The following is a 26,489-nucleotide window of genomic DNA, read 5'->3' as shown; positions in this document are numbered from 1 at the left end:
TATGAGATATTTAACTGCAGGAGAATCACACGGCCCCCGTCTAACAGCTATTATTGAGGGAATTCCAGCTGGACTTCCATTGACAGCTGAGGATATCAATGAGGACCTTAGACGCCGTCAGGGTGGCTACGGTCGTGGTGGTCGTATGAAGATTGAGAATGACCAGGTTGTCTTTACTTCGGGCGTTCGCCATGGGAAGACGACAGGGGCGCCTATTACTATGGATGTCATCAATAAGGATCACCAAAAATGGCTGGACATCATGTCTGCGGAGGACATTGAAGACCGCCTTAAAAGCAAACGAAAAATCACCCATCCTCGTCCCGGTCACGCCGATTTGGTTGGGGGCATCAAGTACCGTTTTGACGATTTGCGAAATTCTTTGGAGCGTTCATCAGCTCGTGAAACCACCATGCGGGTGGCAGTAGGAGCAGTAGCCAAACGCCTCTTGGCTGAATTGGATATGGAGATTGCCAATCATGTCGTGGTCTTTGGTGGCAAGGAAATCGACGTTCCTGAGAATCTTACAGTTGCTGAGATTAAGAAAAGAGCCGCCCAGTCTGAAGTTTCTATTGTCAACCAAGAAAGAGAACAGGAAATCAAGGACTATATTGACCAAATCAAGCGTGATGGAGATACCATCGGTGGGGTTGTCGAGACAGTTGTCGGAGGTGTTCCAGTTGGTCTTGGTTCCTATGTCCAATGGGACAGAAAATTGGATGCCAGACTTGCCCAAGCAGTTGTCTCTATCAATGCCTTTAAAGGGGTTGAATTTGGTCTTGGCTTTGAAGCTGGTTACCGCAAAGGTAGCCAAGTTATGGATGAGATTCTCTGGTCTAAAGAAGACGGCTATATTCGCCGTACTAACAATCTTGGCGGCTTTGAAGGTGGTATGACCAACGGGCAACCGATCGTTGTTCGTGGAGTTATGAAACCTATTCCTACTCTTTATAAGCCTCTTATGAGTGTGGATATCGAAACCCACGAACCTTATAAGGCAACCGTGGAGAGAAGTGATCCGACCGCTCTTCCAGCAGCCGGTGTGGTCATGGAAGCCGTTGTGGCAACGGTTCTGGCGCAAGAAATCCTTGAAAAATTCTCATCAGATAATCTCGAGGAACTAAAAGAAGCGGTAGCCCAACACCGAGACTATACAAAGAACTATTAAGGAGTTCCTATGGCAAAAATAGTCTATATCGCAGGTCTTGGTTTGATCGGTGCCTCGATGGCACTTGGTATCAAACGCGATCATCCAGATTATGAAATTTTAGGTTATAATCGCAGTCAAGCTTCGAGAGATATCGCCTTGAAAGAAGGCATGATTGACCGTGCAACGGATGATTTTGCTAGTTTTGCTCCTTTGGCAGATATCATTATTCTCAGTTTGCCAATCAAACAAACCATTGCTTTCATTAAGGAATTGGCCAACTTGGACTTGAAAGAAGGCGTGATTATCTCAGATGCTGGTTCGACCAAGTCAGCCATTGTGGATGCGGCGGAGCAATATTTGGCTGGCAAACCTGTTCGCTTTGTCGGGGCCCATCCCATGGCTGGTAGTCACAAGACAGGGGCTGCTTCTGCGGATGTCAATCTCTTTGAAAATGCCTATTATATCTTTACACCTTCGAGTCTGACAGGTCAGGACACGCTTGAGGAAATGAAGGATCTGCTTTCAGGTCTTCATGCTCGTTTTATCGAGATTGATGCCAAGGAGCATGATCGTGTCACTTCTCAGATTAGCCATTTTCCTCATATTCTGGCTTCTAGTCTCATGGAACAGACCGCGGTCTATGCTCAAGAACATGAGATGGCAAGGCGTTTTGCGGCCGGTGGTTTTCGAGATATGACCCGAATTGCGGAAAGCGAGCCAGGTATGTGGACCTCCATTCTCTTATCTAATCGTGAAACTATTTTGGATCGAATTGCGGATTTCAAGGAACGGTTGGAAGCGATTGGTCAGGCCATCAGCAAGGGAGATGAGGAGCAGATTTGGAACTTTTTCAATCAAGCACGTGAGCAACGTCAGGCTATGGAAATTCATAAGCGTGGTGGTGTGGATAGCTCTTATGACCTCTATGTCGATGTTCCCGATGAAGAAGATGTCATCTTGCGGATTTTGGAACTGCTACGTGGAACTTCCTTGGTTAACATCCACATCAACGAGGAAAACCGTGAGGACATTCACGGGATTCTACAAATTTCATTTAAAAATGCTCAAGACTTGGAACGAGCCGAGCACCTCATAACAGAAAATACCGACTACACAGTCGTTATCAAATAAGGAGAAAATCATGTCAAATATTTACGATAGTGCAAACGAACTCAGTCGCGGTCTACGCGAATTGCCAGAATACAAGGCTGTCAAAGCAGCCAAGGATGCGATTGCAGCAGATGCTGAGGCAAGCAAAATCTTTACAGAATACCTTGCCTTTCAAGAGGAAATTCAAAAACTAGCACATACAGGTCAAATGCCAGATGCTTCCTTCCAAGCTAAAATGGAAGGCTTTGGTAAACAGATTCAAGGAAATAGCCTCTTGTCAGAATTCTTTACCAAGCAACAACAATTGGCCATTTACCTTTCTGACATTGAAAAAATTGTTTTCGAACCAGTTTCAGAATTGCTAAAATAAGAAAATAACTATCATAAAGTCAGGAATTTTTAAGGAATTTCTGGCTTTTTATGATAAAATAGGTAAAAGTATTGCAAGTATGAGGTCCAGTATGAAACTAAAAACAAACATTCGCCACTTACATGGCAGTATCCGCGTTCCAGGTGACAAGTCTATCAGCCACCGTTCCATTATCTTTGGAAGTTTGGCTGAGGGTGAGACCAAGGTTTATGATATTTTGCGTGGCGAGGACGTGCTCTCAACTATTCAAGTTTTTCGTGACCTTGGTGTTGAGATTGAGGATAAAAATGGGGTTATTACCATTCAAGGTGTAGGTATGGATGGTTTAAAAGCTCCGCAAAATGCCCTTGATATGGGAAATTCTGGAACCTCGATTCGCCTGATTTCAGGTGTTCTTGCTGGTGCAGACTTTGAAGTAGAAATGTTTGGCGATGATAGTCTTTCCAAACGTCCTATGGATCGTGTGACGATTCCACTGAAAAAAATGGGCGTTAGCATTTCAGGGCAAACTGAGCGAGACCTTCCTCCCCTTCATTTAAAAGGGACGAAAACCCTAAGACCTATTTATTATGAGTTGCCAATTGCATCTGCCCAGGTTAAGTCAGCCTTGATGTTTGCGGCCTTGCAGGCTCAGGGGGAGTCAGTTATTATTGAAAAAGAGTGCACCCGTAATCATACTGAAGATATGTTGCAACAATTTGGTGGCCATTTAAGTGTGGACGGCAAGAAAATCACAGTCCAAGGGCCACAAAAACTGACAGGACAAAAGGTGGTTGTTCCAGGAGATATTTCCAGTGCAGCCTTTTGGTTGGTCGCAGGTTTAATTGTTCCAAACTCTCGTGTCGTGCTGCAGAATGTGGGTATCAATGAAACGCGTACTGGTATTATTGATGTCATTCGTGCCATGGGTGGAAAACTAGAAATAACTGAAATTGACCCAGTCGCTAAATCTGCTACCTTAACTGTTGAGTCTTCAGACCTCAAAGGAACAGAGATTGGCGGTGCCTTGATTCCACGCTTGATTGATGAATTGCCCATTATTGCTCTGCTTGCGACCCAAGCCCAAGGTGTTACAGTTATCAAGGATGCTGAGGAGCTCAAGGTCAAGGAAACAGACCGTATTCAGGTTGTGGCAGACGCCTTAAATAGTATGGGAGTAGATATTACTCCTACGGCAGATGGGATGATTATCAAAGGAAAATCAGCCCTTCACGGTGCTAGAGTCAATACTTTTGGAGACCATCGTATCGGCATGATGACAGCTATCGCATCTCTCTTGGTTGCAGATGGAGAAGTGGAACTTGACCGTGCTGAAGCCATCAATACCAGCTATCCTAGCTTCTTTGATGATTTGGAGAACTTGATTCATGGCTAAGGTGTTACTAGGATTTATGGGGGCTGGCAAATCGACTATTGCAAGAGGCTTGGATCCTAATTACCTTGATATGGATGCCCTGATTGAGAAGCGCCTAGGTATGGCCATTGCGAATTTTTTTGCTGAAAAGGGAGAATCAGCCTTTCGACAGGTAGAGTCAGAAGTCCTAGCTGATTTACTACAAAGAGACCAAGTTGTGTCAACTGGAGGAGGAGTGGTTATTTCTCAGAGAAATCGTGACTTACTCAAGACTAATGCAGATAATATCTACCTGAAAGCAGATTTTGAAACCCTCTACCAACGCATATCAGCTGATCAGGACAATCAGCGTCCGCTTTTTCTAAATAATAGCAAGGAAGAATTAGTAGCTATTTTCCAAGAAAGACAGGTTTGGTATGAGGAAGTGGCTAGTCGGATTTTGGATGTGACCAAGTTAAGCCCAGAGGAAATTATAGAGGAACTGAGATGAAAATTGCTTATCTAGGTCCCAAGGGATCATTTTCACATCACGTTGTGCAGACAGCTTTTCCTCATGAGGAATTGCAGGCCTTTGCCAATATTACAGATGTCATCAAGGCCTATGAGCAAGGATTGGTGGACTATTCTGTGGTGCCAGTTGAAAATTCTATTGAGGGTAGTGTTCATGAAACCTTGGACTACCTTTTTCATCAGGCTCGCATTCAAGCAGTTGCAGAAATCGTTCAGCCTATTCATCAGCAGTTGATGGTGGTTCCAGGTCACACTAAGATTGAGAAGATTTTTTCTCATCCACAGGCTTTGGCGCAAGGTAAGAAATTCATCGATGAACAGTATCCAGAGGCCCAAATCGAGGTGACTGCTAGTACTGCTTATGCGGCCCGCTTTATTTCAGAACATCCAGATCAACACTTTGCGGCTATTGCGCCTAGAAGTTCTGCTGAGGAATATGGCTTGGAACTGATTGCTGAGGATATTCAGGAAATGGAAGCCAATTTCACACGTTTCTGGGTTCTGGGAGCTGAAACGCCTACTATTCCCTTGCAAGCACAAACTAAAAAAATGAGTTTTGCCCTGACCTTACCTGACAACCTTCCAGGTGCACTCTACAAGGCCCTTTCTACTTTTGCTTGGCGAGGAATTGACTTAACAAAAATTGAAAGTCGTCCACTCAAGACAGCGCTAGGCGAATACTTTTTCATTATTGATGTGGACTATACTGATAAATCCTTGGTTCACTTTGCCCAAAAAGAACTAGAAGCGATTGGAATCCAGTATAAGGTTCTGGGTGCCTATCCTATTTATCCAATATCAGACCATGGAAAGGAGAGAAGATGAGTAAAGAAAATCCTCTCAGTCATCATGAAAAATTACGTTATGATTATTTGCTAAAAAATATTCACTATCTCAATGAGAGAGAAAAAAATGAGTTTGCCTATTTGCAAGAAAAGATAACTCTTGCTAGGGTAAATAGTAGTTCCAGCTTGGAACAAGAAAGAGAAGAGCAGGTTGACTTACCAAGCTATGCGAACCGGAGTCGCTCACAATCCAAATCGCAAACACTTTCTGCTCCTCCCAAAAAGAAAAGACGGAAGCTCCGTCTTAAACGCATTTTTATGGTGATTTTTTCACTTTTGGTCTGTGTGGCTTTGGCCATGGTATTCATGTTTTTGCGTGGTTACCAAGATGCTAGCGCAAAGAAAACTGCTGATGCTAAGGCAGCACAGGTTCAAGTCTTTAATGGTCAGGACACTAGAGACGGGGTTAATATTTTGATCATGGGGACGGACGGTCGAATTGGTCAAAATAGTGCTGAGACGCGGACAGACTCTATTATGGTATTAAATGTTGGCGGCTCAGATAAGAAAATGAAGCTAGTCAGTTTCATGCGTGACAATTTGGTTTATATAGACGGTTACAGTCAAGTGATTAACGGTAGAAAACAGACGGATAACAAGTTAAACGTAGCCTACGAGTTAGGAGAACAAGAGGGGCAAAAAGGGGCAGAAATGGTTCGTCAAGTCTTGAAAGATAATTTTGACTTGGACATTAAGTACTATGCCTTGGTTGATTTTCAGGCCTTTGCAACAGCGATTGACACGCTTTTCCCTGATGGGGTGACAATTGATGCTCAATTTTCAACATTGAATGGGCGTCCACTAACAGAAGCTACAGTCGGAGATGATTTACACGCTACTGAGACTGAGTCTCCAACCCAGACTATTAAAGTCGGAAAACAGCAGATGAACGGCTCGACCCTGCTCAATTATGCTCGTTTCCGTGATGATGATGAGGCGGATTACGGCCGTACCAAAAGACAGCAGCAAGTTTTAACAGCAATTTTAGAGCAAATTAAAGATCCTACTAAACTTTTCACTGGTTCTGAAGCTCTTGGAAAGGTTTTTGCTATGACCTCAACCAACGCACCATATACTTTCCTCCTAACAAACGGTTTATCTGTTTTGGATGGAGCAAAAAATGGTATTGAAAAATTGACGATTCCAGAACTTGGTGACTGGGTAGATGCCTATGATGTTTATGGAGGCTTGGGCTTGCTTGTCGAACAAAACAAATATCAGAATAAATTGTCTCAGATGGGTTTGAGATAAGATAAGACAGGAAAAATCAAAGTTTGATAGCTATTTATCTAGCAGTCAGGCTTTGATTTTTTACAGTCTCTAATAGATTTTCATCCCTTATTTGTGGTATAATGAAACGATACGATAGAAAGAAAAATGAACAATATGACTGATTTAAAAGCAATTCAGGCTCGTAGTCTGGAGATGGCTGAATATTTTGTTGCCTTTTGCAAGGAGCATGATTTACTTTGTTATCTCTGTGGAGGGGGTGCTATTGGTGCCCTTCGAAACAAGGGCTTTATTCCTTGGGATGACGACCTAGACTTTTTTATGCCCCGTAAGGACTATGAAAAATTGGCAGAATTATGGCCTCGCTATGCAGATGAGCGTTATTTCTTGTCAAAGAGTCACAAGGATTTTGTCGACCGTAATCTTTTTATTACCATTCGTGACAAGGAAACTACCTGCATTAAACCTTACCAGCAAGATTTGGATTTGCCACATGGTTTGGCTTTGGATGTTTTGCCTTTAGATTATTATCCTAAAAATCCAGCTGAGCGGAAAAAACAGGTTCGTTGGGCACTGATTTATTCTCTTTTTTGTGCTCAAACTATTCCAGAAAAGCATGGCGCACTTATGAAGTGGGGAAGCCGTATTTTACTGGGGTTAACTCCAAAATCTCTCCGTTATCGCATTTGGAAAAAAGCTGAAAAAGAAATGACCAAGTACAGTCTAGCTGAGAGCGATGGAATTACGGAATTATGCTCAGGTCCTGGCTACATGAGAAACAAGTATCCAATAGCATCTTTTGAAGACAATCTTTTCTTACCATTTGAAGGAACAGAGATGCCTATTCCAGTTGGCTACGATGCCTATCTCAGCACTGCTTTTGACGATTATATGACTCCTCCGCCAGCAGACAAGCAGATGCCGCATCATGATGCTGTCATCGCTGATATGGATAAGTCTTATACAGAATACAAAGGAGAATATGGTGGCTAAGAAAAAAATCTTATTTTTTATGTGGTCTTTTTCTCTCGGAGGCGGTGCAGAAAAGATTCTGTCTACCATTGTTTCAAATCTGGATCCAGAAAAGTATGATATTGATATTCTTGAAATGGAGCACTTTGACAAGGGATACGAATCTGTTCCCAAGCATGTAGGCATTTTAAAATCTCTTCAAGATTATCGCCAAGCTAGATGGTTACGAGCTTTTTTGTGGAGAATGAGAATTTATTTTCCAAGGCTGACTCGTCGCTTGCTTGTAAAAGATGACTATGATGTTGAAGTTTCTTTTACCATTATGAATCCACCACTGTTGTTTTCTAAAAGAAAAGAAGTCAAGAAAATCTCTTGGATTCATGGAAGTATCGAAGAATTTCTTAAGGATAGCTCCAAAAGGGAATCACATAGACGCCAGTTGGATGATGCGGATATCATTGTAGGAATTTCAAAAAAGACCAGTCATTCTATCAAGGAAGTCTATCCAGATTATGATTCTAAATTACAGACGGTCTACAATGGATATGATTTTAAGACTATTTTAGAAAAATCTCAAGAGAAGATTGATATCGAGATTGCGCCTCAAAGTATCTGTGCTATCGGACGGATTGAGGAAAATAAGGGTTCTGACCGTGTGGTGGAAGTGATACGATTATTACACCAAGAGGGGAAAAACTATCACCTTTACTTTATAGGTGCTGGTGATATGGAAGAGGAACTGAAAAAGCGAGTCAAAGAGTATGAGCTTGAGGACCATGTACATTTCCTTGGTTATCAAAAAAATCCTTATCAATATTTGTCTCAGATGAAAGTTCTCTTGTCTATGTCTAAACAAGAAGGTTTTCCTGGTGTTTATGTGGAATCCTTGAGCCTTGGAATCCCTTTTGTCTCTACGGATGTTGGAGGGGCTGAGGAACTATCACAAGAAGGACGATTTGGACAAATCATTGAGAGCAATCAAGAGGCAGCTCAGGCAATTACGAACTACATGACTTCTGCCTCAAACTTTGATGTCGATGAGGCTAGCCAATTCATTCAACAATTCACAATTGCCAAACAAATCGAACAAGTAGAAAAACTATTAGAGGAGTAGCATGGGAACTGCATTAATTAGTGTCATTGTGCCAGTTTATAATGTGGCGCAGTACCTAGAAAAATCGATAGCTTCCATTCAGAAGCAGACCTATCAGAATTTGGAAATTATTCTTGTTGATGATGGTGCAACAGATGAGAGTGGTCGCTTGTGTGATTCAATCGCTGAACAAGATGACAGGGTGTCAGTGCTTCATAAAAAGAACGAAGGATTGTCGCAAGCACGAAATGATGGAATGAAGCAGGCTCACGGGGATTATCTGATTTTTATTGACTCAGATGATTATATCCATCCAGAAATGATTCAGAACTTATATGAGCAATTAGTTCAAGAAGATGCGGATGTTTCGAGCTGTGGTGTCATGAATGTCTATGCTAATGATGAAAGTCCACAGTCAGCTAATCAGGATGACTATTTTGTCTGTGATTCTCAAACATTTCTAAGGGAATACCTTATAGGTGAAAAAATACCTGGAACGATCTGCAATAAGCTAATCAAGAGAGAGATTGCAACTGCCCTATCCTTTCCTAAGGGATTGATTTACGAAGATGCCTATTATCATTTTGATTTGATCAAGTTGGCCAAGAGGTACGTTGTTAATACCAAACCCTATTATTACTATTTTCATAGAGGGGATAGTATTACGACCAAACCCTATGCAGAGAAGGATTTAGCCTATATTGATATCTACCAAAAGTTTTACAATGAAGTTATGAAAAACTATCCTGATTTGAAAGAGGTTGCTTTTTTCAGATTGGCCTATGCCCACTTCTTTATTCTGGATAAGATGTTGCTAGATGATCAGTATAAACAGTTTGAAGCCTATTCTCAGATTCATCGTTTTTTAAAAGGTCATGCTCTTGCTATTGCTAGGAATCCAATTTTCCGTAAGGGGAGAAGAATTAGTGCCTTGGCTCTATTCATAAATATTTCCTTATACCGATTTTTATTACTAAAAAATATTGAAAAATCTAAAAAATTACATTAGAACGGGGGTGAGCAAGTGATTGATGGAAAACGATTGTTATTTAGTTTGACCATAGTCAGTTATGCCATGACGCTAGTAAGTGGAATAGTATATCTGTTTAATAATAACAATGTTAGCTTGCTTTCTACTTTATTGTTCTTACTGGTTAGTAGCTTAATTGCCTGCTGGAATGACATCAAGTATTACTTAATCCATTTTATTTTCTATTTAACCATTTTTGTCTTTCTGGTATCAAGACCGACCATTGATTATTTTAGGGATGGCGCTCTGGATACCTATCATCCGATAGCTTATCGTTTTGCCTTTATAGTTGTCATGGTTTCGATTCTGGGCTTGACCACAGGAGGCGTCCTGGCTCGTTACTTCATAGCTAGGAAGAAAATAAAAGTAGCAAATATAGGAAATTCTCTAAAAGAGATTTATACCAAGCGGTTACGCTTTGTATCACTAGGAGTTTTTCTTCTAACCTATCCTTTCTATTTCATTCGGTTATTTGAACGACTCCTGTATCGCTTGCAGACTTCCTACTATGCCTACTATGCAAATTTTGAAAGTAAACTGCCTTATTTTACCTATATCTTATCAACATTTACGGTCTATGCAATGTGTATGTATTTGGCAACCAAGCCAAAGAAATGGCAGGCAACAGCAGTGCTTATCTCCTTTATTGTAGCCAATACCATTCATTTGGCAATTGGGACACGAAATCCCTTTATTTTAAGTATTTTATTTGCTTTTGTTTATTACTTTATGCGGGAGCAAACTGAAAAGGGAAAATGGATTGGGTTTAAAGAAAAGTTAGCGATTTTTTTAGGTTCTCCTATTCTCATGTTAGCGATGGGAGTGCTCAATTATGTACGGGATAATGTTCAAGTTTCCCATACAGGTTTCTGGGATATCTTACTTGACTTTATCTATAAACAAGGGACTAGTTTTGGTGTCTTGGCTCGAGGTTTTCTATTTAACAGTAGCCTCCCTTACCGAGATTTCCGTAATTTTACTTTTGGTCCTGTTCTTGATTATTTTGCAAGGGGGAGTTTGGGGTCCATTTTCGGAGGAAAAGCCTTTGAGCATACAACCAATAGTGTGGAATTAGCTATTGATAGTAATAGTTATGCCCACAATCTATCCTATCTTGTTTTGAACAAGGAATATTTGAAAGGACATGGTATCGGAAGTAGTTATATCATGGAGTTGTATACAGACTATGGTATGATAGGAGTCTTTCTACTTAGTCTCTTGCTCGGTATGCTATTTATAGCCATGTTGCAAGTAGCCTACCGCTCAAGAACAATCCTATTTGCCTTGTCCTTACTCATCTTGAATAATCTATTCTTTATGCCAAGAAGTAGCTTTTCAGAAAGTTTCTTCAATCTATTTACAATGCAATTCTGGGGAATTGTTCTTGTGATTATATTTGTAGCAAAAATGCTTACAAAAGAAAACCAGTATCTACTCAACAAAGGAGAAAAAAATCATGTTTGAACATTATTCAGTAGCTGATTTGTTTGCAAATCTTTATAAAAAACGAAAAGTAAATATTTTAGCTCTTATCGCTTTATTTGCTCTCATTGCTGTACCATTTACAATTAAAGCAGTTAGGAATAAAAACACTGTCAAAGATACAACAAGTTATTCAACTTATCTTAGCTATAAAATCACTCCTCCAGAAGATTCGGCCAAAACGATTTTGAATCATCAAATTGGTGGTTATAGTGATTTTTATGGGAAATTGATTGATGGTAATTTGAATGGAGCTTATCTTTTCAATGATGTAGAGCCCAGTGAGTTGAAAAAAATTGCCAGTGAATTAGATACGACAGAAACAACCTTGAAAAATTCTACGAATGATTATTGGTGGAAAAAACTGACTGTCTACTATATGATTGACGATGCAGGGGTTGGTGTGAAAATTTTGACACCAAGTAAAGATACTAATGACTTGTTGGAGCGAAAAATTGATGGATTGATTGAGAAATTTAAACACACTTTTGCAAATGTAAAAATTGAAAAATTGGAAACCATCAACTCTAAAGAATTGAATGCAAATGGTGAGACAGCGCTTGGATTAAATGTGAAAAATCTGATTCTCCGTTTAGCTGTTATTGGAGTAGTCTGTGTGATTTTGGTTGTGATGGGAAATGTATTGGTTTATCTCTTTAACCCAACAATCAATAGAGCAGGTGATTTTTCTCAATATCAAATTGATTTTGTAACAGAGATTACAACAATTGCTAACCTAGCAGATGTTTTGTCATACAAAAATGCTGGACAGGAATTGACTATCGTTAGCTCAAACAAAGCTATCCTAGATAAATTGAAACAAAATCAAGAGTCTTTAAAAGGAATGCATTTTGTCGATTTACAAGATGTGCCATCGCTTTTAGAAAGAGATACAGTCCTTCTTGTTGAAGAGTACGGAGTGACTCGTTATAAGAAATTTGAGCAAAGTCTTCAAATTCTCAGAAACTTAAATCGTTCTATCCTCGGTGTAGCAACCTTTAAATTATAAGTATTCTGATGTATAAGGTCTTCAAAGTCGGCTAAGAGCCGATTTTGAAGGCTTTTTCTATCTGTCTGCAGAAATTTTCTTTTGGAGTCTCCTATAGAAATACCCTAGGGAAAATCTATCCGTATAGAGGAGCCTTCTTTTGATAAAATCGTAAAAATCTAGTATAATAGATAGAACTGAAAGTATGAGGTTACTAGCAATGAAAATGAAACAAATTAGTGATACAACTTTGAAAATCACGATGTCTTTAGAGGATTTGATGGATCGTGGAATGGAGATTGCTGACTTTCTTGTTCCTCAAGAAAAAACAGAAGAGTTCTTTTATGCTATCTTGGATGAGTTAGAGATGCCTGATAGCTTTCTGGATACAGGCATGTTGAGCTTCCGTGTGACTCCAAAACCTGATAAGGTAGATGTCTTTGTAACCAAATCAAAGATTGACCAAAATCTAGATTTTGAAGACTTATCGGATTTACCAGATATGGAAGAATTGGCTCAAATGTCTCCAGATGAATTTATCAAAACCTTGGAAAAAAGCATCGCAGAAAAGACTAAAGATGATATCGAAGCGATTCAATCTCTAGAGCAAGTTGAAGCCAAGGAAGAAGAGCAGGAACAGGCTGAACAAGAAGTTGAAAGTAAGAAAGAGCCTTACATCTATTACATCCTTTCTTTTGAAAAATTAGCTGAGTTGGTGGCTTTTGCCAAGACAGTGACTTTTGAGATGGAAACTTCTGAACTCTACAAGATGAATGAGCGCTATTATTTGACCATTTTAGTGGATATTGAAAATCATCCAAGTCCATATCCAGCTTGGCTGTTGGCCCGTATGCGCGAGTTTGCAGACGATAGTGACATCAGTCGATCAGTCTTGCAGGAGTATGGTCAAGTCTTGATGAATCATGATGCAGTGCTTAATCTGCAAAAGATTGGATAATCCTTTCTGGAAAGCTATTTCTAGATTTTAAGAAGAGCGAATCATGGGATTCGTTTTTTCTTTTTATACTGAAATAGTGATTTACTATAATAGGAATTTTCACAAAATTCTGTTATAATGGCTATATTAGCAAATTTCGAGGAGACAAACATGACAGTTAAAATTGCTTTACTAGGATTTGGTACCGTTGCAAGTGGCGTGCCTTTCCTCCTAAAGGAAAATGGAGAAAAAATCAATCAATCAGCACATTCAGAGATTGAAGTTGCCAAGGTATTGGTCAAGGATGAAGATGAAAAGAATCGCTTGCTTGCAGCAGGGAATGACTTTAACTTTGTAACCAATGTGGATGATATTTTATCAGACCAAGATATTACGATCGTAGTGGAATTGATGGGGCGTATCGAACCTGCTAAGACCTTTATCACTCGTGCTTTGGAAGCTGGAAAACACGTTGTTACTGCTAACAAGGACCTTTTGGCTGTCCATGGCGCAGAATTGTTAGAAATCGCTCAAGCTAACAAGGTAGCACTTTACTACGAAGCAGCAGTAGCTGGTGGGATTCCAATTCTTCGTACCTTGGCAAATTCCTTGGCTTCTGACAAAATCACGCGCGTGCTTGGAGTAGTCAACGGAACTTCTAACTTCATGATGACCAAGATGGTGGAAGAAGGCTGGTCTTACGATGATGCTCTTGCGGAAGCGCAAAGACTTGGTTTTGCAGAAAGCGACCCGACGAATGACGTAGATGGGATTGATGCAGCCTACAAGATGGTTATTTTGAGCCAATTTGCCTTTGGCATGAAGGTTGCTTTTGACGATGTAGCCCACAAGGGAATCCGCAACATCACACCAGAAGACGTAGCTGTAGCCCAAGAACTTGGCTATGTAGTGAAATTGGTTGGTTCAATCGAAGAAACTCCTTCAGGTATTGCTGCGGAAGTGACTCCAACCTTCCTGCCTAAAGCGCATCCACTTGCCAGTGTGAATGGCGTAATGAACGCTGTCTTTGTAGAATCTATCGGTATTGGTGAGTCTATGTACTACGGACCAGGTGCTGGTCAAAAACCAACTGCAACAAGTGTTGTGGCGGATATTGTCCGTATCGTTCGCCGCTTGAATGATGGTACCATTGGTAAAGACTTCAACGAATACAGTCGTGCCTTGGTTTTGGCAAATCCAGAGGATGTCAAAGCAAACTACTACTTCTCAATCTTGGCTCCAGACTCAAAAGGTCAGGTCTTGAAACTGGCTGAAATCTTTAATGCCCAAGATATTTCCTTCAAGAAAATTCTCCAAGATGGAAAAGAGGGTGACAAGGCGCGTGTTGTGATCATTACACACAAGATTAATAAAGCCCAGCTTGAAAATGTCTCAGCTGAATTGAAGAAGGTTTCAGAATTCGACCTCTTGAATACCTTCAAGGTGCTAGGAGAATAAGATGAAGATTATTGTACCCGCAACCAGTGCCAATATCGGGCCAGGTTTTGACTCGGTCGGTGTAGCTGTAACCAAGTATCTTCAAATCGAGGTTTGCGAAGAACGAGATGAGTGGCTAATTGAACACCAGATTGGCAAATGGATTCCACATGACGAGCGTAATCTCTTGCTCAAAATCGCTTTGCAAATTGTACCAGACTTGCAACCAAGACGTTTGAAAATGACCAGTGATGTTCCCTTGGCGCGTGGTTTGGGTTCTTCCAGCTCGGTTATTGTAGCTGGGATTGAACTAGCCAACCAACTGGGTCAGCTCAACTTGTCTGATCATGAAAAATTGCAGTTAGCGACTAAGATTGAAGGCCATCCTGACAATGTAGCTCCGGCCATTTATGGTAATCTCGTTATTGCAAGCTCTGTTGATGGGGAAGTTTCAGCTATTGTAGCAGACTTCCCAGAATGTGATTTTCTAGCCTACATTCCAAACTATGAATTGCGTACTCGAGACAGCCGTGGTGTCTTGCCTAAGAAATTGTCCTATAAGGAAGCTGTTGCAGCTAGTTCTATCGCCAATGTGGCGGTTGCGGCCTTGTTGGCAGGAGACATGGTGACCGCTGGGCAAGCAATCGAGGGAGACCTCTTCCACGAGCGCTATCGTCAGGACTTGGTGAGAGAATTTGCGACGATTAAGCAAGTAGCCAAAGAGAATGGTGCCTATGCAACCTACCTCTCAGGTGCTGGGCCTACAGTTATGGTCTTGGCTTCTCATGACAAGATGCCGGCGATTAAGGCAGAATTGGAAAAGCAACCCTTCAAAGGAAAACTTCATGACTTGAAGGTTGATACCCAAGGTGTCCGTGTCGAAGCAAAATAAAGAATAGAAGATAGGATGGGGAAACTCTCGATCAGAGGGCTTCCTATCCTTTTTTTGAAAAGAAGTCTAGTAGAAAGAAAAACTATATTCCATACTCAATGAAAATCAAAGAGCAAACTAGGAAGCTAGCCGCAGGTTGCTCAAAGCAGTGCTTTGAGGTTGCAGATGTAAGCTGACGTGGTTTGAAGAGATTTTCGAAGAGTATTAGTTAAAAACGTGATAAAGGAGAAATAAAGATGGCAGAAATTTATTTAGCAGGTGGTTGTTTTTGGGGTTTAGAGGAGTATTTTTCACGCATTTCTGGAGTGCTAGCAACCAGTGTTGGCTACGCTAATGGGCAAGTCGAAACGACCAATTACCAGTTGCTCAAGGAAACAGACCATGCAGAGACGGTGCAAGTGATTTACGATGAGAAAGCAGTGTCACTCAGAGAAATTTTACTTTATTATTTCCGAGTCATAGACCCGTTATCCATTAATCAACAAGGGAATGACCGTGGTCGCCAATATCGAACTGGGATTTATTACCAAGATCAAGCAGATTTGCCAGCTATCTATACTGTTGTGCAGGAGCAGGAGCGCATGCTTGGTCGCAAGATTGCAGTAGAGGTGGAGAAACTTCGCCACTACATTCTGGCTGAAGACTACCACCAAGACTATCTCAAGAAAAATCCTTCTGGTTACTGTCATATCGATGTGACTGATGCTGAGAAGCCATTGATTGACGCAGCCAACTATGAAAAGCCTAGTCAAGAGGCGTTGAAGGAAAGCTTATCAGAAGAGTCTTACCGTGTCACCCAAGAATCTGCTACAGAGGCTCCATTTACCAATGCCTATGACCAAACCTTTGAAGAAGGGATTTATGTTGATATCACGACGGGTGAGCCACTCTTTTTTGCCAAGGATAAGTTTGCCTCAGGATGTGGTTGGCCAAGTTTTAGCCGTCCGATTTCCAAGGAATTGATTCATTATTACAAGGATCTCAGCCATGGAATGGAGCGAATTGAGGTTCGTTCTCGTTCAGGCAATGCTCACTTGGGACACGTTTTCACAGATGGGCCTCGGGAGTTAGGTGGACTTCGTTACTGTATTAATTCTGCATCCTTGCGCTTTGTGGCCAAGGATGAGATGGAAGAAGCAGGATATGGCTATTTACTTCCTTACTTAAACAAATAAAACAGAGAGGGTGGGCGCTTCCCACTTTCTTCATTTCCAGAATACGAATAGAAGGGATTTATGAAACACCTATTATCTTACTTTAAACCCTACATCAGGGAATCAATTTTAGCTCCCTTGTTCAAGCTACTAGAAGCTGTTTTTGAGCTCTTGGTTCCTATGGTGATTGCTGGGATTGTTGACCAATCATTGCCCCAGAAAAATCAAGGTCATCTCTGGATGCAGATTGGCCTGCTTCTTATCTTTGCAGTAATTGGCGTTTTAGTGGCCTTGATAGCCCAGTTTTACTCAGCTAAGGCTGCGGTAGGTTTTACCAAGGAATTGACAAACGATCTTTATCGTCATATTTTGTCTTTCCCTAAGGATAGCAGAGATCATCTGACAACTTCTAGTTTGGTGACTCGCTTGACTTCGGATACCTACCAGATTCAGACTGGTATCAATCAATTCCTGCGTCTCTTTTTGCGAGCGCCTATTATCGTTTTTGGTGCCATTTTTATGGCTTATCGAATCTCAACTGAGCTGACTTTCTGGTTTTTGGTCATGGTTGCCATTTTGACAATCGTCATTGTAGGGTTATCTCGATTGGTCAATCCTCTCTACAGTGTTCTCAGAAAGAAAACGGACCAACTAGTTCAGGAAACACGCCAGCAATTACAAGGGATGCGGGTTATTCGTGCTTTTGGACAAGAAAAACGAGAGTTACAGATTTTTCAAACTCTTAACCAAGTCTATGCTAGATTACAAGAAAAAACAGGTTTCTGGTCTAGTTTATTAACACCTTTGACTTATCTGATTGTTAATGGAACTCTCCTCGTTATTATCTGGCAGGGATATGTTTCCATTCAAGGAGGATTGCTCAGTCAAGGGGCCCTCATTGCCCTCATCAATTATCTCTTACAGATTTTGGTGGAATTGGTCAAGCTAGCCATGCTGATAAATTCTCTCAACCAGTCCTACATCTCAGCTAAGCGAATTGAGGAAGTCTTTGCTGAGGCTCCAGAAGATATTCACTTAGAGCTAGAACAAAAGCAAGCTACCAGTGATCAGGTTTTACAAGTTCAAGAACTGACCTTTACCTATCCTGATGCGGCCCAGCCTTCTCTGAGAGACATTTCCTTTGATATGAAGCAAGGGCAAATCCTTGGTATTATTGGGGGAACGGGTTCTGGTAAATCAAGTTTGGTGCAACTCATCCTTGGACTTTATCCAGCAGACAAGGGGAGCATAGATCTTTATAGAGACGGATCTAGTCCTCGTAATCTTGAGCAGTGGCGGTCTTGGATTGCTTATGTGCCTCAAAAAGTCGAGCTCTTTAAAGGAACCATTCGTTCCAACCTGACTCTAGGTTTACATCAAGAAGTAACTGACCAAGAACTCTGGCAGGCCTTGGAAATTGCACAAGCCAAGGATTTTGTTAGTGAAAAGGAAGGGCTCTTGGATGCCACTGTTGAGGCAGGAGGTCGAAATTTCTCGGGCGGTCAAAAACAAAGGCTGTCTATCGCACGAGCAGTCTTGCGCCAAACTCCATTTCTCATCCTAGATGATGCGACCTCGGCACTGGACACTATCACTGAGTCCAAGCTCTTAAAAGCTATCCGAGAAAATTCACCAAATACGAGCTTAATTTTAATTTCTCAACGAACCTCAACACTTCGGATGGCAGACCAGATTCTCCTCTTGGAAAAAGGTGAGCTCCTAGCTATCGGCAAGCACGAGGACTTGATGAAATCCAGTCAAGTCTATCGCGAAATCAATGAATCCCAACATGGAAAGGAGAACTAGCATGAGACGACAAACTGCAAATCAAACACTCACACGTTTGGCCAAAGATTTATCAAGTCATCCTTTCCTCCTTTTCCTAGCCTTTCTAGGAACCATTGCCCAGGTTGCCTTATCAATCTACCTACCTATTCTGATTGGGCAGGTCATCGACCAAGTTCTAGTGATTGGTTCATCATCGGTTTTTTGGCAGATTTTCGTTCAAATGATCTTGGTGGTCATAGGAAATACTCTGGTACAATGGGTAAATCCTCTTCTTTATAATCGCCTAATCTTCTCTTATACCAGAGACTTGCGAGAGAAAATCATCCATAAGCTCCATCGTCTACCGATTGCTTTTGTAGATAGGCAAGGTAGTGGTGAGATGGTCAGTCGTGTAACCACGGACATCGAACAGTTGGTAGCTGGTTTAACAATGATTTTTAACCAATTTTTCATTGGAGTCTTGATGATTTTGGTTAGTATTCTAGCCATGCTTCAGATTCATCTCCTCATGACTCTATTGGTCTTGCTGTTGACGCCACTGTCAATGGTGATTTCACGCTTCATTGCCAAACGATCTTATCATCTCTTCCATAAGCAAACAGAGACGAGGGGAATTCAGACTCAGTTGATTGAAGAATCGTTGAGCCAGCAGACCATTATTCAGTCTTTTAATGCTCAGGCAGAGTTTATACGAAGACTGCGTGAGGCTAATGACAACTACGCAGGCTATTCTCAGTCAGCCATCTTTTATTCTTCAACGGTCAATCCTTCGACTCGCTTTGTAAATGCGCTCATTTATGCCCTTCTAGCTGGAGTGGGAGCTTATCGTATCATGATAGGCTCCACCTTGACTATTGGACGCTTAGTGACCTTTTTGAACTATGTCCAACAGTACACCAAGCCCTTTAACGATATTTCTTCAGTTCTAGCCGAATTGCAAAGTGCCTTGGCATGTGCAGAGCGTGTCTATGCTGTCTTAGAAAGCTCTGAGTTGGCTGAAACAGGCAGGGAAGTCTTGACTAGTGACCAAGTTAAGGGAGCTATTTCCTTTAAACAGGTCTCTTTTGGCTACCATCCTGAAAAGATTTTGATTAAGGATTTATCTATTGACATCCCAGCTGGTAGCAAGGTGGCTATTGTTGGTCCGACAGGTGCTGGTAAATCAACCCTTATCAATCTTCTTATGCGTTTCTATCCTATTAACTCGGGAGATATCTTGCTGGATGGGAAATCTATTTATAACTATAGTCGTGCTTCGCTACGACAGCAGTTTGGCATGGTGCTCCAAGAAACCTGGCTCAAGCAAGGGACCATTCATGACAATATTGCCTTTGGTAATCCTGAAGCCAGTCGAGAGCAGGTGATTGCTGCTGCCAAAGCAGCCAATGCCGACTTTTTCATCCAACAGTTGCCACAAGGCTATGATACCAAGCTTGAAAATGCGGGTGAATCTCTCTCTGTAGGTCAGGCACAGCTTTTGACCATAGCCCGAGTCTTTCTGGCTATTCCCAAGATTCTCATCTTAGACGAGGCAACTTCTTCTATCGATACGCGGACAGAAGTGTTGGTACAGGATGCCTTTGCTAAACTCATGAAGGGGCGCACAAGCTTTATCATTGCCCACCGCTTGTCAACCATTCAGGATGCGGATATGATTCTAGTCTTAGTGGATGGTGATATTGTTGAGTATGGGAACCATCAGGATCTCATGACTAGAAAGGGCAAGTATTACCAAATGCTAAAAGCTGCAGCTTTTAGCTCTGAATAATCCTTTCTCTTTTGAAATTTTATGGACGAAAAAAGTTGCCTTCAGGTAACTTTTTTGTTACAATAGCTAGAAAAATTGTTCACTGTAATACTTAATGAAAATCAAAGATTAAACTAGGAAGCTAGCCGCAGGTTGCTAAAAGCACTGATTTGATGTTGTAGATAAGACTGACGAAGTCAGCTCAAAGCACTGTTTTGAGGTTGTGGATAGAACTGACGAAGTCAGTAACATATATCTACTCCAAGGTGAAGCTGATGTGGTTTGAAGAGATTTTAGAAGAGTATAAATTGTCTTTTAGAAAAGGAGCCTATAATGAAAGTCTTTCAGCATGTAAACATCGTGACTTGTGACCAAAATTTCCATGTTTATTTGGATGGAATCTTAGCAGTTAAGGATTCTCAAATCGTCTATGTCGGTCAAGAGAAACCAGAGATTTTAGATCAGGCCGAGCAGATTATAGACTATCAGGGAGCCTGGATCATGCCTGGTTTGGTCAATTGCCACACTCATTCTGCTATGACAGGCTTGCGAGGAATTCGAGATGACAGCAATCTCCATGAATGGCTCAATGACTATATCTGGCCTGCAGAAGCTGAGTTTACTCCAGATATGACTACCAAGGCGGTCAAAGAAGCGCTGACAGAAATGCTCCAGTCAGGAACAACAACCTTTAACGATATGTATAATCCCAATGGAGTGGAGATTGAGCAGATTTATCAGGCAGTCGAGGCTTCCAAGATGCGTTGTTATTTCTCACCGACCCTCTTTTCTTCAGATACAGAAACAACTGATGAGACTATAAGCAGAATACGAGCTATCATCGAGGAAATCTTAGGATATGAAAATCCAAATTTCAAGGTAATGGTAGCCCCGCATTCTCCCTACAGCTGTAGTAGAGACTTGCTGGAAGAGAGCTTAGATATGGCAAAAGAGCTGGATATTCCTATCCATATCCATGTGGCGGAAACCAAGGAGGAGTCAGGCATTCTCCTGAAACGCTACGGCAAACGCCCTCTCGTCTTTCTAGAAGAACTGGGTTACTTAGATCATCCGTCTGTCTTTGCTCATGGGGTCGAATTAAACGAGAAAGAAATTGAACGTTTGGCAATGTCTCAAGTATCTATCGCCCACAATCCTATCAGTAACCTCAAATTGGCCTCAGGGATTGCTCCCATCATCCAACTGCAAAAAGCAGGAGTAGCAGTCGGTATTGCGACTGACTCGGTTGCTTCTAATAATAATTTAGACATGTTTGAGGAAGGACGGACAGCAGCCCTTCTTCAGAAGATGAAGAGTGGGGATGCTAGCCAATTTCCTATAGAAGTAGCCCTCAAGGCACTGACAATCGAAGGGGCCAAGGTCCTTGGAATGGAAAATCAGATAGGAAGCCTAGAAGTCGGCAAGCAGGCAGATTTTCTGGTCATCCAACCACAAGGGAAAATCCATCTTCAACCCCAAGAAAATATGCTCTCTCACCTAGTCTATGCTGTCAAGTCCAGTGATGTAGATGATGTCTATATTGCCGGAGAACCAGTAGTTAAGCAAGGTCAAGTCCTAACAGTAGAACTTTAAAAGAAAAATCACTGAAAGTTCTATAATGAAGTTAGCCACCCATCTCTCCTAAAAATTATATGGTTCAACTAGCTGATAGCTAGTCTTCGATTTCATTTGACAATCGATAGACGTCGCTTAATCGAAAGATGGAAAAAGAAGGAAAATCAAATAGAGAAATTGCCTCTCTGCTTGGAAAATCTCCTCAAACTATCCACACTGAAATCAAGCGTGAGACAGTCCTACAATGTCTTGGAAAAGGGCGCTTCAAAAAGGTTTATTCTGCCGACTATGCTCAACAATCTTATGAAAGCAATCGCAAGCGCTCGATCAAGAAATTAAGCTTAACCAAGGAACTAAAGGAAAAGATTCTCCACTATCATAATCAAAAGTTTTCTCCTGAAATGATGGTCAAGGCTAAGGAGGTTAACGTGGGCGTTTCTACCATCTACTACTGGATTTATCATGGAAAATTGGGGTTAACCAAGCAGGATCGGTAAATTCTAAAACTAACTTCCAGTTTCCCACAATCTAGCTTTTAGTATGAGAAAAATGCGTGACATTAGTGGAAAACCGTCTTAGACTAACTTCTACTTGTTTTCTTTTTCTTGGTATATAAGGATTCAAAAGAGAAAAGACTCAGAAAAAAGTGCACGACAAATAGCCCTAAAACAGAGTCGTCTTAGACTAACTTCCAGTGTTGAGAGAGAAATGGAAGTTACTTTGAGAAGTTACGGTTTAAAGATTTTTAAATAAATTGGATAAAAGATTTGAATTTTAATTCAATGCATGTTATAATCATACAGTGCTCTATTTTAGAAAGCAGTGTGACTATGAATTTTTCTTTTTTACCTAAGTATTTACCTTATTTTAACTATGGGGCTGTTGTGACGGTTCTCATTTCTATCTGTGTTGTCTTTTTGGGAACTATTTTGGGTGTTGTCTTGGCTTTTGGGCAACGTTCAAAGTTTAAACCGCTTGTTTGGCTGGCCAATTTGTACGTTTGGATTTTCCGTGGGACACCGATGATGGTTCAGATTATGATTGCCTTTGCTCTTATGCATATCAATGCCCCGACTATTCAGGTTGGAATTTTGGGTGTTGATCTTTCTCGTCTGATTCCAGGGATTTTGATTATCTCTATGAATAGTGGTGCTTATGTTTCTGAGACTGTTCGTGCTGGAATCAATGCAGTTCCAAAAGGTCAGCTAGAGGCGGCTTATTCGCTAGGGATTCGTCCTAAAAATGCGATGCGCTATGTGATTTTGCCACAAGCCATCAAAAATATCTTGCCAGCATTGGGGAACGAATTTATCACCATTATCAAGGACAGCTCCCTCTTATCAGCTATCGGTGTTATGGAGTTGTGGAACGGGGCTACAACAGTCTCTACAACAACCTATCTACCTTTAACCCCACTTTTATTTGCAGCCTTTTATTACTTGATTATGACCTCTATTTTGACAGTAGCCTTGAAAGCTTTTGAAAAACGTATGGGACAAGGAGATAAGAAATAATGACAGAAACCTTGATAAAAATTGAAAATTTACATAAATCATTTGGAAAGAATGAAGTATTAAAGGGCATCAACCTCGAGATTAAAAGAGGAGAAGTTGTCGTTATCATCGGTCCTTCGGGGAGCGGGAAATCTACCTTGCTTCGCTCTATGAATTTGTTGGAAGAAGCAACTAAAGGGAAGGTTATCTTTGAGGGAGTCGATATTACGGACAAAAAGAATGACCTGTTTGCCATGCGTGAGAAGATGGGCATGGTTTTCCAACAATTCAATCTCTTTCCTAATATGACTGTGATGGAAAATATCACCTTGTCACCTATCAAGACCAAAGGTGAGAGCAAGGCTGTTGCTGAGAAGAGAGCTCAGGAACTTTTGGAAAAAGTTGGTTTACCAGATAAGGCAGACGCTTATCCACAGAGTTTGTCAGGTGGCCAGCAACAACGGATTGCCATCGCGCGTGGGTTGGCCATGGAACCAGATGTTTTGCTCTTTGATGAGCCAACTTCAGCCTTGGACCCTGAGATGGTTGGAGAAGTTCTAGCTGTTATGCAAGACCTTGCCAAGTCAGGAATGACCATGGTTATCGTAACACATGAAATGGGATTTGCCCGTGAGGTGGCAGATCGTGTTATCTTTATGGCAGACGGTGTGGTTGTTGAAGATGGGACACCTGAGCAGATTTTTGAACAAACCCAAGAACAACGGACTAAAGATTTCTTGAGTAAGGTTTTATAAGTTAGCTTTGTTTAGCTATTTGTAGTCAACTTTACATATAAAATATAGATTAATGAAAAGCTCAACCAGAGCTTTTTCTTATAGTTTGAAACTATAGGATAGCCTAGGAAAGAAGTGTTAGAGGGGACCAACAGTTTTTGGTATAATGGAAGATATTTGAAAGAAAAGAGAAGTGATATGACACAGATTATTGATGGGAAAGCTTTAGCGGCCAAATTGCAGGGGCAGTTGGCTGAAAAGACTGCAAAATTAAAGGAAGAAACAGGTCTAGTGCCTGGTTTGGTAGTGATTTTGGTTGGGGACAATCCAGCCAGCCAAGTTTACGTTCGCAACAAGGAGAGGTCAGCTCTTGCGGCTGGTTTCCGTAGCGAAGTAGTGCGAGTTCCAGAGACCATTACTCAAGAGGAATTGTTAGACCTGATTGCTAAATACAATCAGGATCCAGCTTGGCATGGGATTTTGGTTCAGTTGCCATTACCAAAACACATTGATGAAGAGGCGGTTCTATTGGCTATTGACCCAGAAAAGGATGTGGATGGTTTCCATCCCCTAAATATGGGACGCCTTTGGTCTGGTCATCCAGTCATGATTCCTTCGACACCTGCAGGAATTATGGAGATGTTTCATGAATATGGGATTGACTTGGAAGGTAAAAATGCGGTCGTCATCGGTCGTTCCAATATCGTTGGAAAACCCATGGCTCAGCTTCTTTTGGCCAAGAATGCAACAGTGACCTTGACTCACTCACGCACCCATAATCTTGCCAAGGTGGCTGCTAAAGCAGATATTCTGGTGGTCGCAATCGGTCGTGCTAAATTTGTGACTGCTGACTTTGTCAAACCAGGTGCGGTAGTCATTGACGTTGGGATGAATCGCGATGAAAATGGTAAGCTCTGTGGGGATGTTGATTATGAGGCAGTTGCCCCACTTGCTAGCCATATTACGCCAGTCCCTGGAGGTGTCGGTCCTATGACCATTACTATGCTGATGGAGCAAACTTATCAAGCAGCACTTCGGACATTGGATAGAAAATAAGAGAAAAATCGCTGAAGAGAGTGTATTTTCTATAGCTATATCTGAAATGGCAGAAATGAGTATTAAATTGGCTCTTTGTCAACTGTAGTGGGTTGATGAAAAGCTAAGATCTAGAAAGGACAAATTTCGTCCTTTCTTTTTTAATGTTCAGAGCGATAAAAATCCTTTTTTTGAAGTTTTCAAAGTTCCGAAAACCAAAGGCATTGCGCTTGATAAGCTTGATGAGATTATTAGTGGCTTCCAATTTTGCGTTAGAATAGGGTAGTTGAAGAGCGTTGACAATTTTCTCTTTGTCCTTGATAAAGGTTTTAAAAACAGTCTGAAAAAGAGGATGAACCAGCTTAAGATTGTCCTCAATGAGTCCGAAAAATTTGTCTGCCTCCTTGTTCTGAAAGTGAAAAAGCAGGAGCTGGTAGAGATGATAGTGGTGTTTCAAGTCCTCTGAATAGCTAAAAAGCTTGTCTAAAATCTCTTTATTCGTCAAGTGCATGCGAAAAGTAGGGCGATAAAAACGTTTATCGCTGAGTTTACGACTATCCTGTTGGATGAGTTTCCAGTAGCGTTTGATGGCCTTGTATTCATGAGATTTTCGTTCAAACTGATTCATGATTTGGACACGCAAACGACTCATAGCACGGCTTATATGTTGTACAATGTGAAAGAAATCCAACACGATTTTAGCGTTTGGGAGTGAAACAGTTTGGGAGACTGTTTCAGCCTGAGCATAGAAATTCGAAAGCGAAGTTGTTTAGCTAAGTCATAGTAAGGGCTAAACATATCCATAGTAATGATTTTCACCTGACAACGAACGGCTCTATCGTAGCGAAGAAAGCGACTTCGAATAATAGCTTGTGTTCGTCCCTCAAGAACAGTGATGATATTGATATTGTCAAAATCTTGCGCAATGAAACTCATCTTTCCCTTGGTAAAGGAGTACTCATCCCAAGACATAATCTCAGGCAGACGAGAAAAATCATGCTTAAAGTGAAAGTCATTAAGCTTGCGAATGACAGTTGAAGTTGAAATAGACAACTGATGGGCAATATCGGTCCAAGAAGTCTTTTCAATCAGCTTCTGAGCAATTTTTTGGTTGATGATACGAGGGATTTGATGATTTTTCTTTACTAGAGGAGTCTCAGCAACCATCATTTTCAAGCAATGATAGCACCTAAAACGGCGTTTTCTAAGGAGAATTCTAGTAGGCATACCAATCGTTTCAAGATAAGGAATTTTAGAAGGTTTTTGAAAGTCATATTTCTTCATTTGACTTCCGCACTCAGGACAAGATGGAGCTTTATAGTCCAGTTTGGCGATGATTTCCATGTGTGTATCCTTATTGATGATGTCTAAAATCTGGATATTAGGGTCTTTAATGTCTAGTAATTTTGTGATAAAATGTAATTGTTCCATATGATTCTTTCTAATGAGTTGTTTTGTCGCTTTTCATTATAGATCTTATGGGACTTTTTTTCTACACAAAAATAGGCTTTTTTCTAAAAATCCCTAGTCAAGCGCTTTATTTTTTTGTATAATAGAAGTAGT

Annotated in this window: 22 protein-coding genes and 2 pseudogenes; 23 read left to right on the top strand and 1 reads right to left on the bottom strand. The window is 41.1% G+C overall.

Annotation, left to right across the window (positions count from 1 at the left end; genetic code table 11):
- Window position 1: 1 nt before the first annotated feature.
- The 23 genes and pseudogenes from aroC to HT689_RS02075 all read left to right on the top strand — a co-directional run bounded on the left by aroC (window position 2) and on the right by HT689_RS02075 (window position 24,947).
- Window positions 2-1,168 (top strand): chorismate synthase, encoded by a 1,167-nt coding sequence (aroC, locus tag HT689_RS02185; protein WP_173280779.1) that lies wholly within the window; start codon window positions 2-4, stop codon window positions 1,166-1,168.
- A gap of 9 nt (window positions 1,169-1,177) precedes the next feature.
- The gene (locus HT689_RS02180; protein ID WP_173280777.1) at window positions 1,178-2,281 is read left to right on the top strand and encodes a prephenate dehydrogenase; all 1,104 of its coding nucleotides are present in this window, start codon (window positions 1,178-1,180) and stop codon (window positions 2,279-2,281) included.
- Between the two features lie 10 nt (window positions 2,282-2,291).
- Window positions 2,292-2,630, top strand: a complete 339-nt coding sequence (locus HT689_RS02175) for a YlbF/YmcA family competence regulator (RefSeq protein ID WP_173226745.1) — start codon at window positions 2,292-2,294, stop codon at window positions 2,628-2,630.
- A 91-nt stretch (window positions 2,631-2,721) separates the two neighbouring features.
- Window positions 2,722-4,005 (top strand): 3-phosphoshikimate 1-carboxyvinyltransferase, encoded by a 1,284-nt coding sequence (aroA, locus tag HT689_RS02170; protein WP_173226743.1) that lies wholly within the window; start codon window positions 2,722-2,724, stop codon window positions 4,003-4,005.
- Entirely contained in the window at window positions 3,998-4,474 is a 477-nt protein-coding gene (locus HT689_RS02165) for a shikimate kinase (protein ID WP_173226741.1), read from the top strand. The genes aroA and HT689_RS02165 overlap by 8 nt, the downstream gene beginning before the upstream one ends.
- Window positions 4,471-5,319, top strand: a complete 849-nt coding sequence (pheA, locus tag HT689_RS02160) for a prephenate dehydratase (RefSeq protein ID WP_173226739.1) — start codon at window positions 4,471-4,473, stop codon at window positions 5,317-5,319. The genes HT689_RS02165 and pheA overlap by 4 nt, the downstream gene beginning before the upstream one ends.
- Window positions 5,316-6,590, top strand: a complete 1,275-nt coding sequence (gene psr / locus HT689_RS02155) for a polyisoprenyl-teichoic acid--peptidoglycan teichoic acid transferase Psr (protein WP_173226737.1) — start codon at window positions 5,316-5,318, stop codon at window positions 6,588-6,590. Before pheA ends, psr begins: the two co-directional genes overlap by 4 nt.
- A 126-nt stretch (window positions 6,591-6,716) precedes the next feature.
- A complete protein-coding gene (locus tag HT689_RS02150) occupies window positions 6,717-7,562 on the top strand; it encodes a phosphorylcholine transferase LicD (protein WP_205380490.1) in 846 nt (281 codons plus the stop codon).
- Window positions 7,552-8,655 (top strand): glycosyltransferase, encoded by a 1,104-nt coding sequence (locus tag HT689_RS02145; RefSeq protein WP_173226733.1) that lies wholly within the window; start codon window positions 7,552-7,554, stop codon window positions 8,653-8,655. The genes HT689_RS02150 and HT689_RS02145 overlap by 11 nt, the downstream gene beginning before the upstream one ends.
- A gap of 1 nt (window position 8,656) precedes the next feature.
- Complete coding sequence (locus HT689_RS02140; RefSeq protein ID WP_173226731.1) at window positions 8,657-9,643, top strand: glycosyltransferase family 2 protein; 987 nt, start codon at window positions 8,657-8,659, stop codon at window positions 9,641-9,643.
- Window positions 9,644-9,658: 15 nt separating this feature from the next.
- Complete coding sequence (locus HT689_RS02135) at window positions 9,659-11,128, top strand: O-antigen polysaccharide polymerase Wzy (RefSeq protein WP_173226729.1); 1,470 nt, start codon at window positions 9,659-9,661, stop codon at window positions 11,126-11,128.
- Window positions 11,121-12,155, top strand: coding sequence for a prephenate dehydratase (locus HT689_RS02130; RefSeq protein ID WP_173226727.1), 1,035 nt, complete (start codon window positions 11,121-11,123; stop codon window positions 12,153-12,155). The genes HT689_RS02135 and HT689_RS02130 overlap by 8 nt, the downstream gene beginning before the upstream one ends.
- A gap of 199 nt (window positions 12,156-12,354) precedes the next feature.
- Complete coding sequence (mecA, locus tag HT689_RS02125; RefSeq protein WP_173226724.1) at window positions 12,355-13,092, top strand: adaptor protein MecA; 738 nt, start codon at window positions 12,355-12,357, stop codon at window positions 13,090-13,092.
- Between the two features lie 150 nt (window positions 13,093-13,242).
- Window positions 13,243-14,529 (top strand): homoserine dehydrogenase, encoded by a 1,287-nt coding sequence (locus HT689_RS02120; protein ID WP_173226722.1) that lies wholly within the window; start codon window positions 13,243-13,245, stop codon window positions 14,527-14,529.
- A gap of 1 nt (window position 14,530) precedes the next feature.
- Window positions 14,531-15,400 carry a homoserine kinase gene (thrB, locus tag HT689_RS02115; RefSeq protein ID WP_173226720.1) on the top strand — a complete coding sequence of 290 codons (870 nt, stop codon included), beginning with the start codon at window positions 14,531-14,533 and terminating at the stop codon, window positions 15,398-15,400.
- Between the two features lie 236 nt (window positions 15,401-15,636).
- Window positions 15,637-16,575, top strand: a complete 939-nt coding sequence (gene msrB, locus HT689_RS02110) for a peptide-methionine (R)-S-oxide reductase MsrB (protein WP_173226718.1) — start codon at window positions 15,637-15,639, stop codon at window positions 16,573-16,575.
- A 60-nt stretch (window positions 16,576-16,635) separates the two neighbouring features.
- Complete coding sequence (locus HT689_RS02105) at window positions 16,636-18,360, top strand: ABC transporter ATP-binding protein (protein WP_173226716.1); 1,725 nt, start codon at window positions 16,636-16,638, stop codon at window positions 18,358-18,360.
- 1 nt (window position 18,361) lies between these two features.
- Window positions 18,362-20,110 carry an ABC transporter ATP-binding protein gene (locus HT689_RS02100; protein WP_173226714.1) on the top strand — a complete coding sequence of 583 codons (1,749 nt, stop codon included), beginning with the start codon at window positions 18,362-18,364 and terminating at the stop codon, window positions 20,108-20,110.
- A gap of 312 nt (window positions 20,111-20,422) precedes the next feature.
- Window positions 20,423-21,682, top strand: a complete 1,260-nt coding sequence (locus HT689_RS02095; RefSeq protein ID WP_173226712.1) for a TRZ/ATZ family protein — start codon at window positions 20,423-20,425, stop codon at window positions 21,680-21,682.
- 72 nt (window positions 21,683-21,754) lie between these two features.
- Window positions 21,755-22,155 (top strand): annotated as a pseudogene (locus HT689_RS02090) (helix-turn-helix domain-containing protein); the annotation flags it as partial.
- Window positions 22,156-22,494: 339 nt separating this feature from the next.
- Complete coding sequence (locus HT689_RS02085) at window positions 22,495-23,178, top strand: amino acid ABC transporter permease (protein ID WP_001011642.1); 684 nt, start codon at window positions 22,495-22,497, stop codon at window positions 23,176-23,178.
- Complete coding sequence (locus HT689_RS02080) at window positions 23,178-23,912, top strand: amino acid ABC transporter ATP-binding protein (RefSeq protein WP_000140954.1); 735 nt, start codon at window positions 23,178-23,180, stop codon at window positions 23,910-23,912. Before HT689_RS02085 ends, HT689_RS02080 begins: the two co-directional genes overlap by 1 nt.
- Window positions 23,913-24,089: 177 nt before the next feature.
- Window positions 24,090-24,947 (top strand): bifunctional methylenetetrahydrofolate dehydrogenase/methenyltetrahydrofolate cyclohydrolase, encoded by an 858-nt coding sequence (locus HT689_RS02075; protein WP_000192089.1) that lies wholly within the window; start codon window positions 24,090-24,092, stop codon window positions 24,945-24,947.
- A 103-nt stretch (window positions 24,948-25,050) separates the two neighbouring features.
- Here the strand turns inward: HT689_RS02075 and HT689_RS02070 are convergent.
- A pseudogene (locus HT689_RS02070) lies at window positions 25,051-26,357 on the bottom strand (ISL3 family transposase).
- Between the last annotated feature and the right edge of the window lie 132 nt (window positions 26,358-26,489).

The organism is Streptococcus sp. 2342 (assembly GCF_013276795.1).
Lineage (GTDB): Bacteria > Bacillota > Bacilli > Lactobacillales > Streptococcaceae > Streptococcus.
This window is presented reverse-complemented; position numbering and strand designations above follow the sequence as displayed.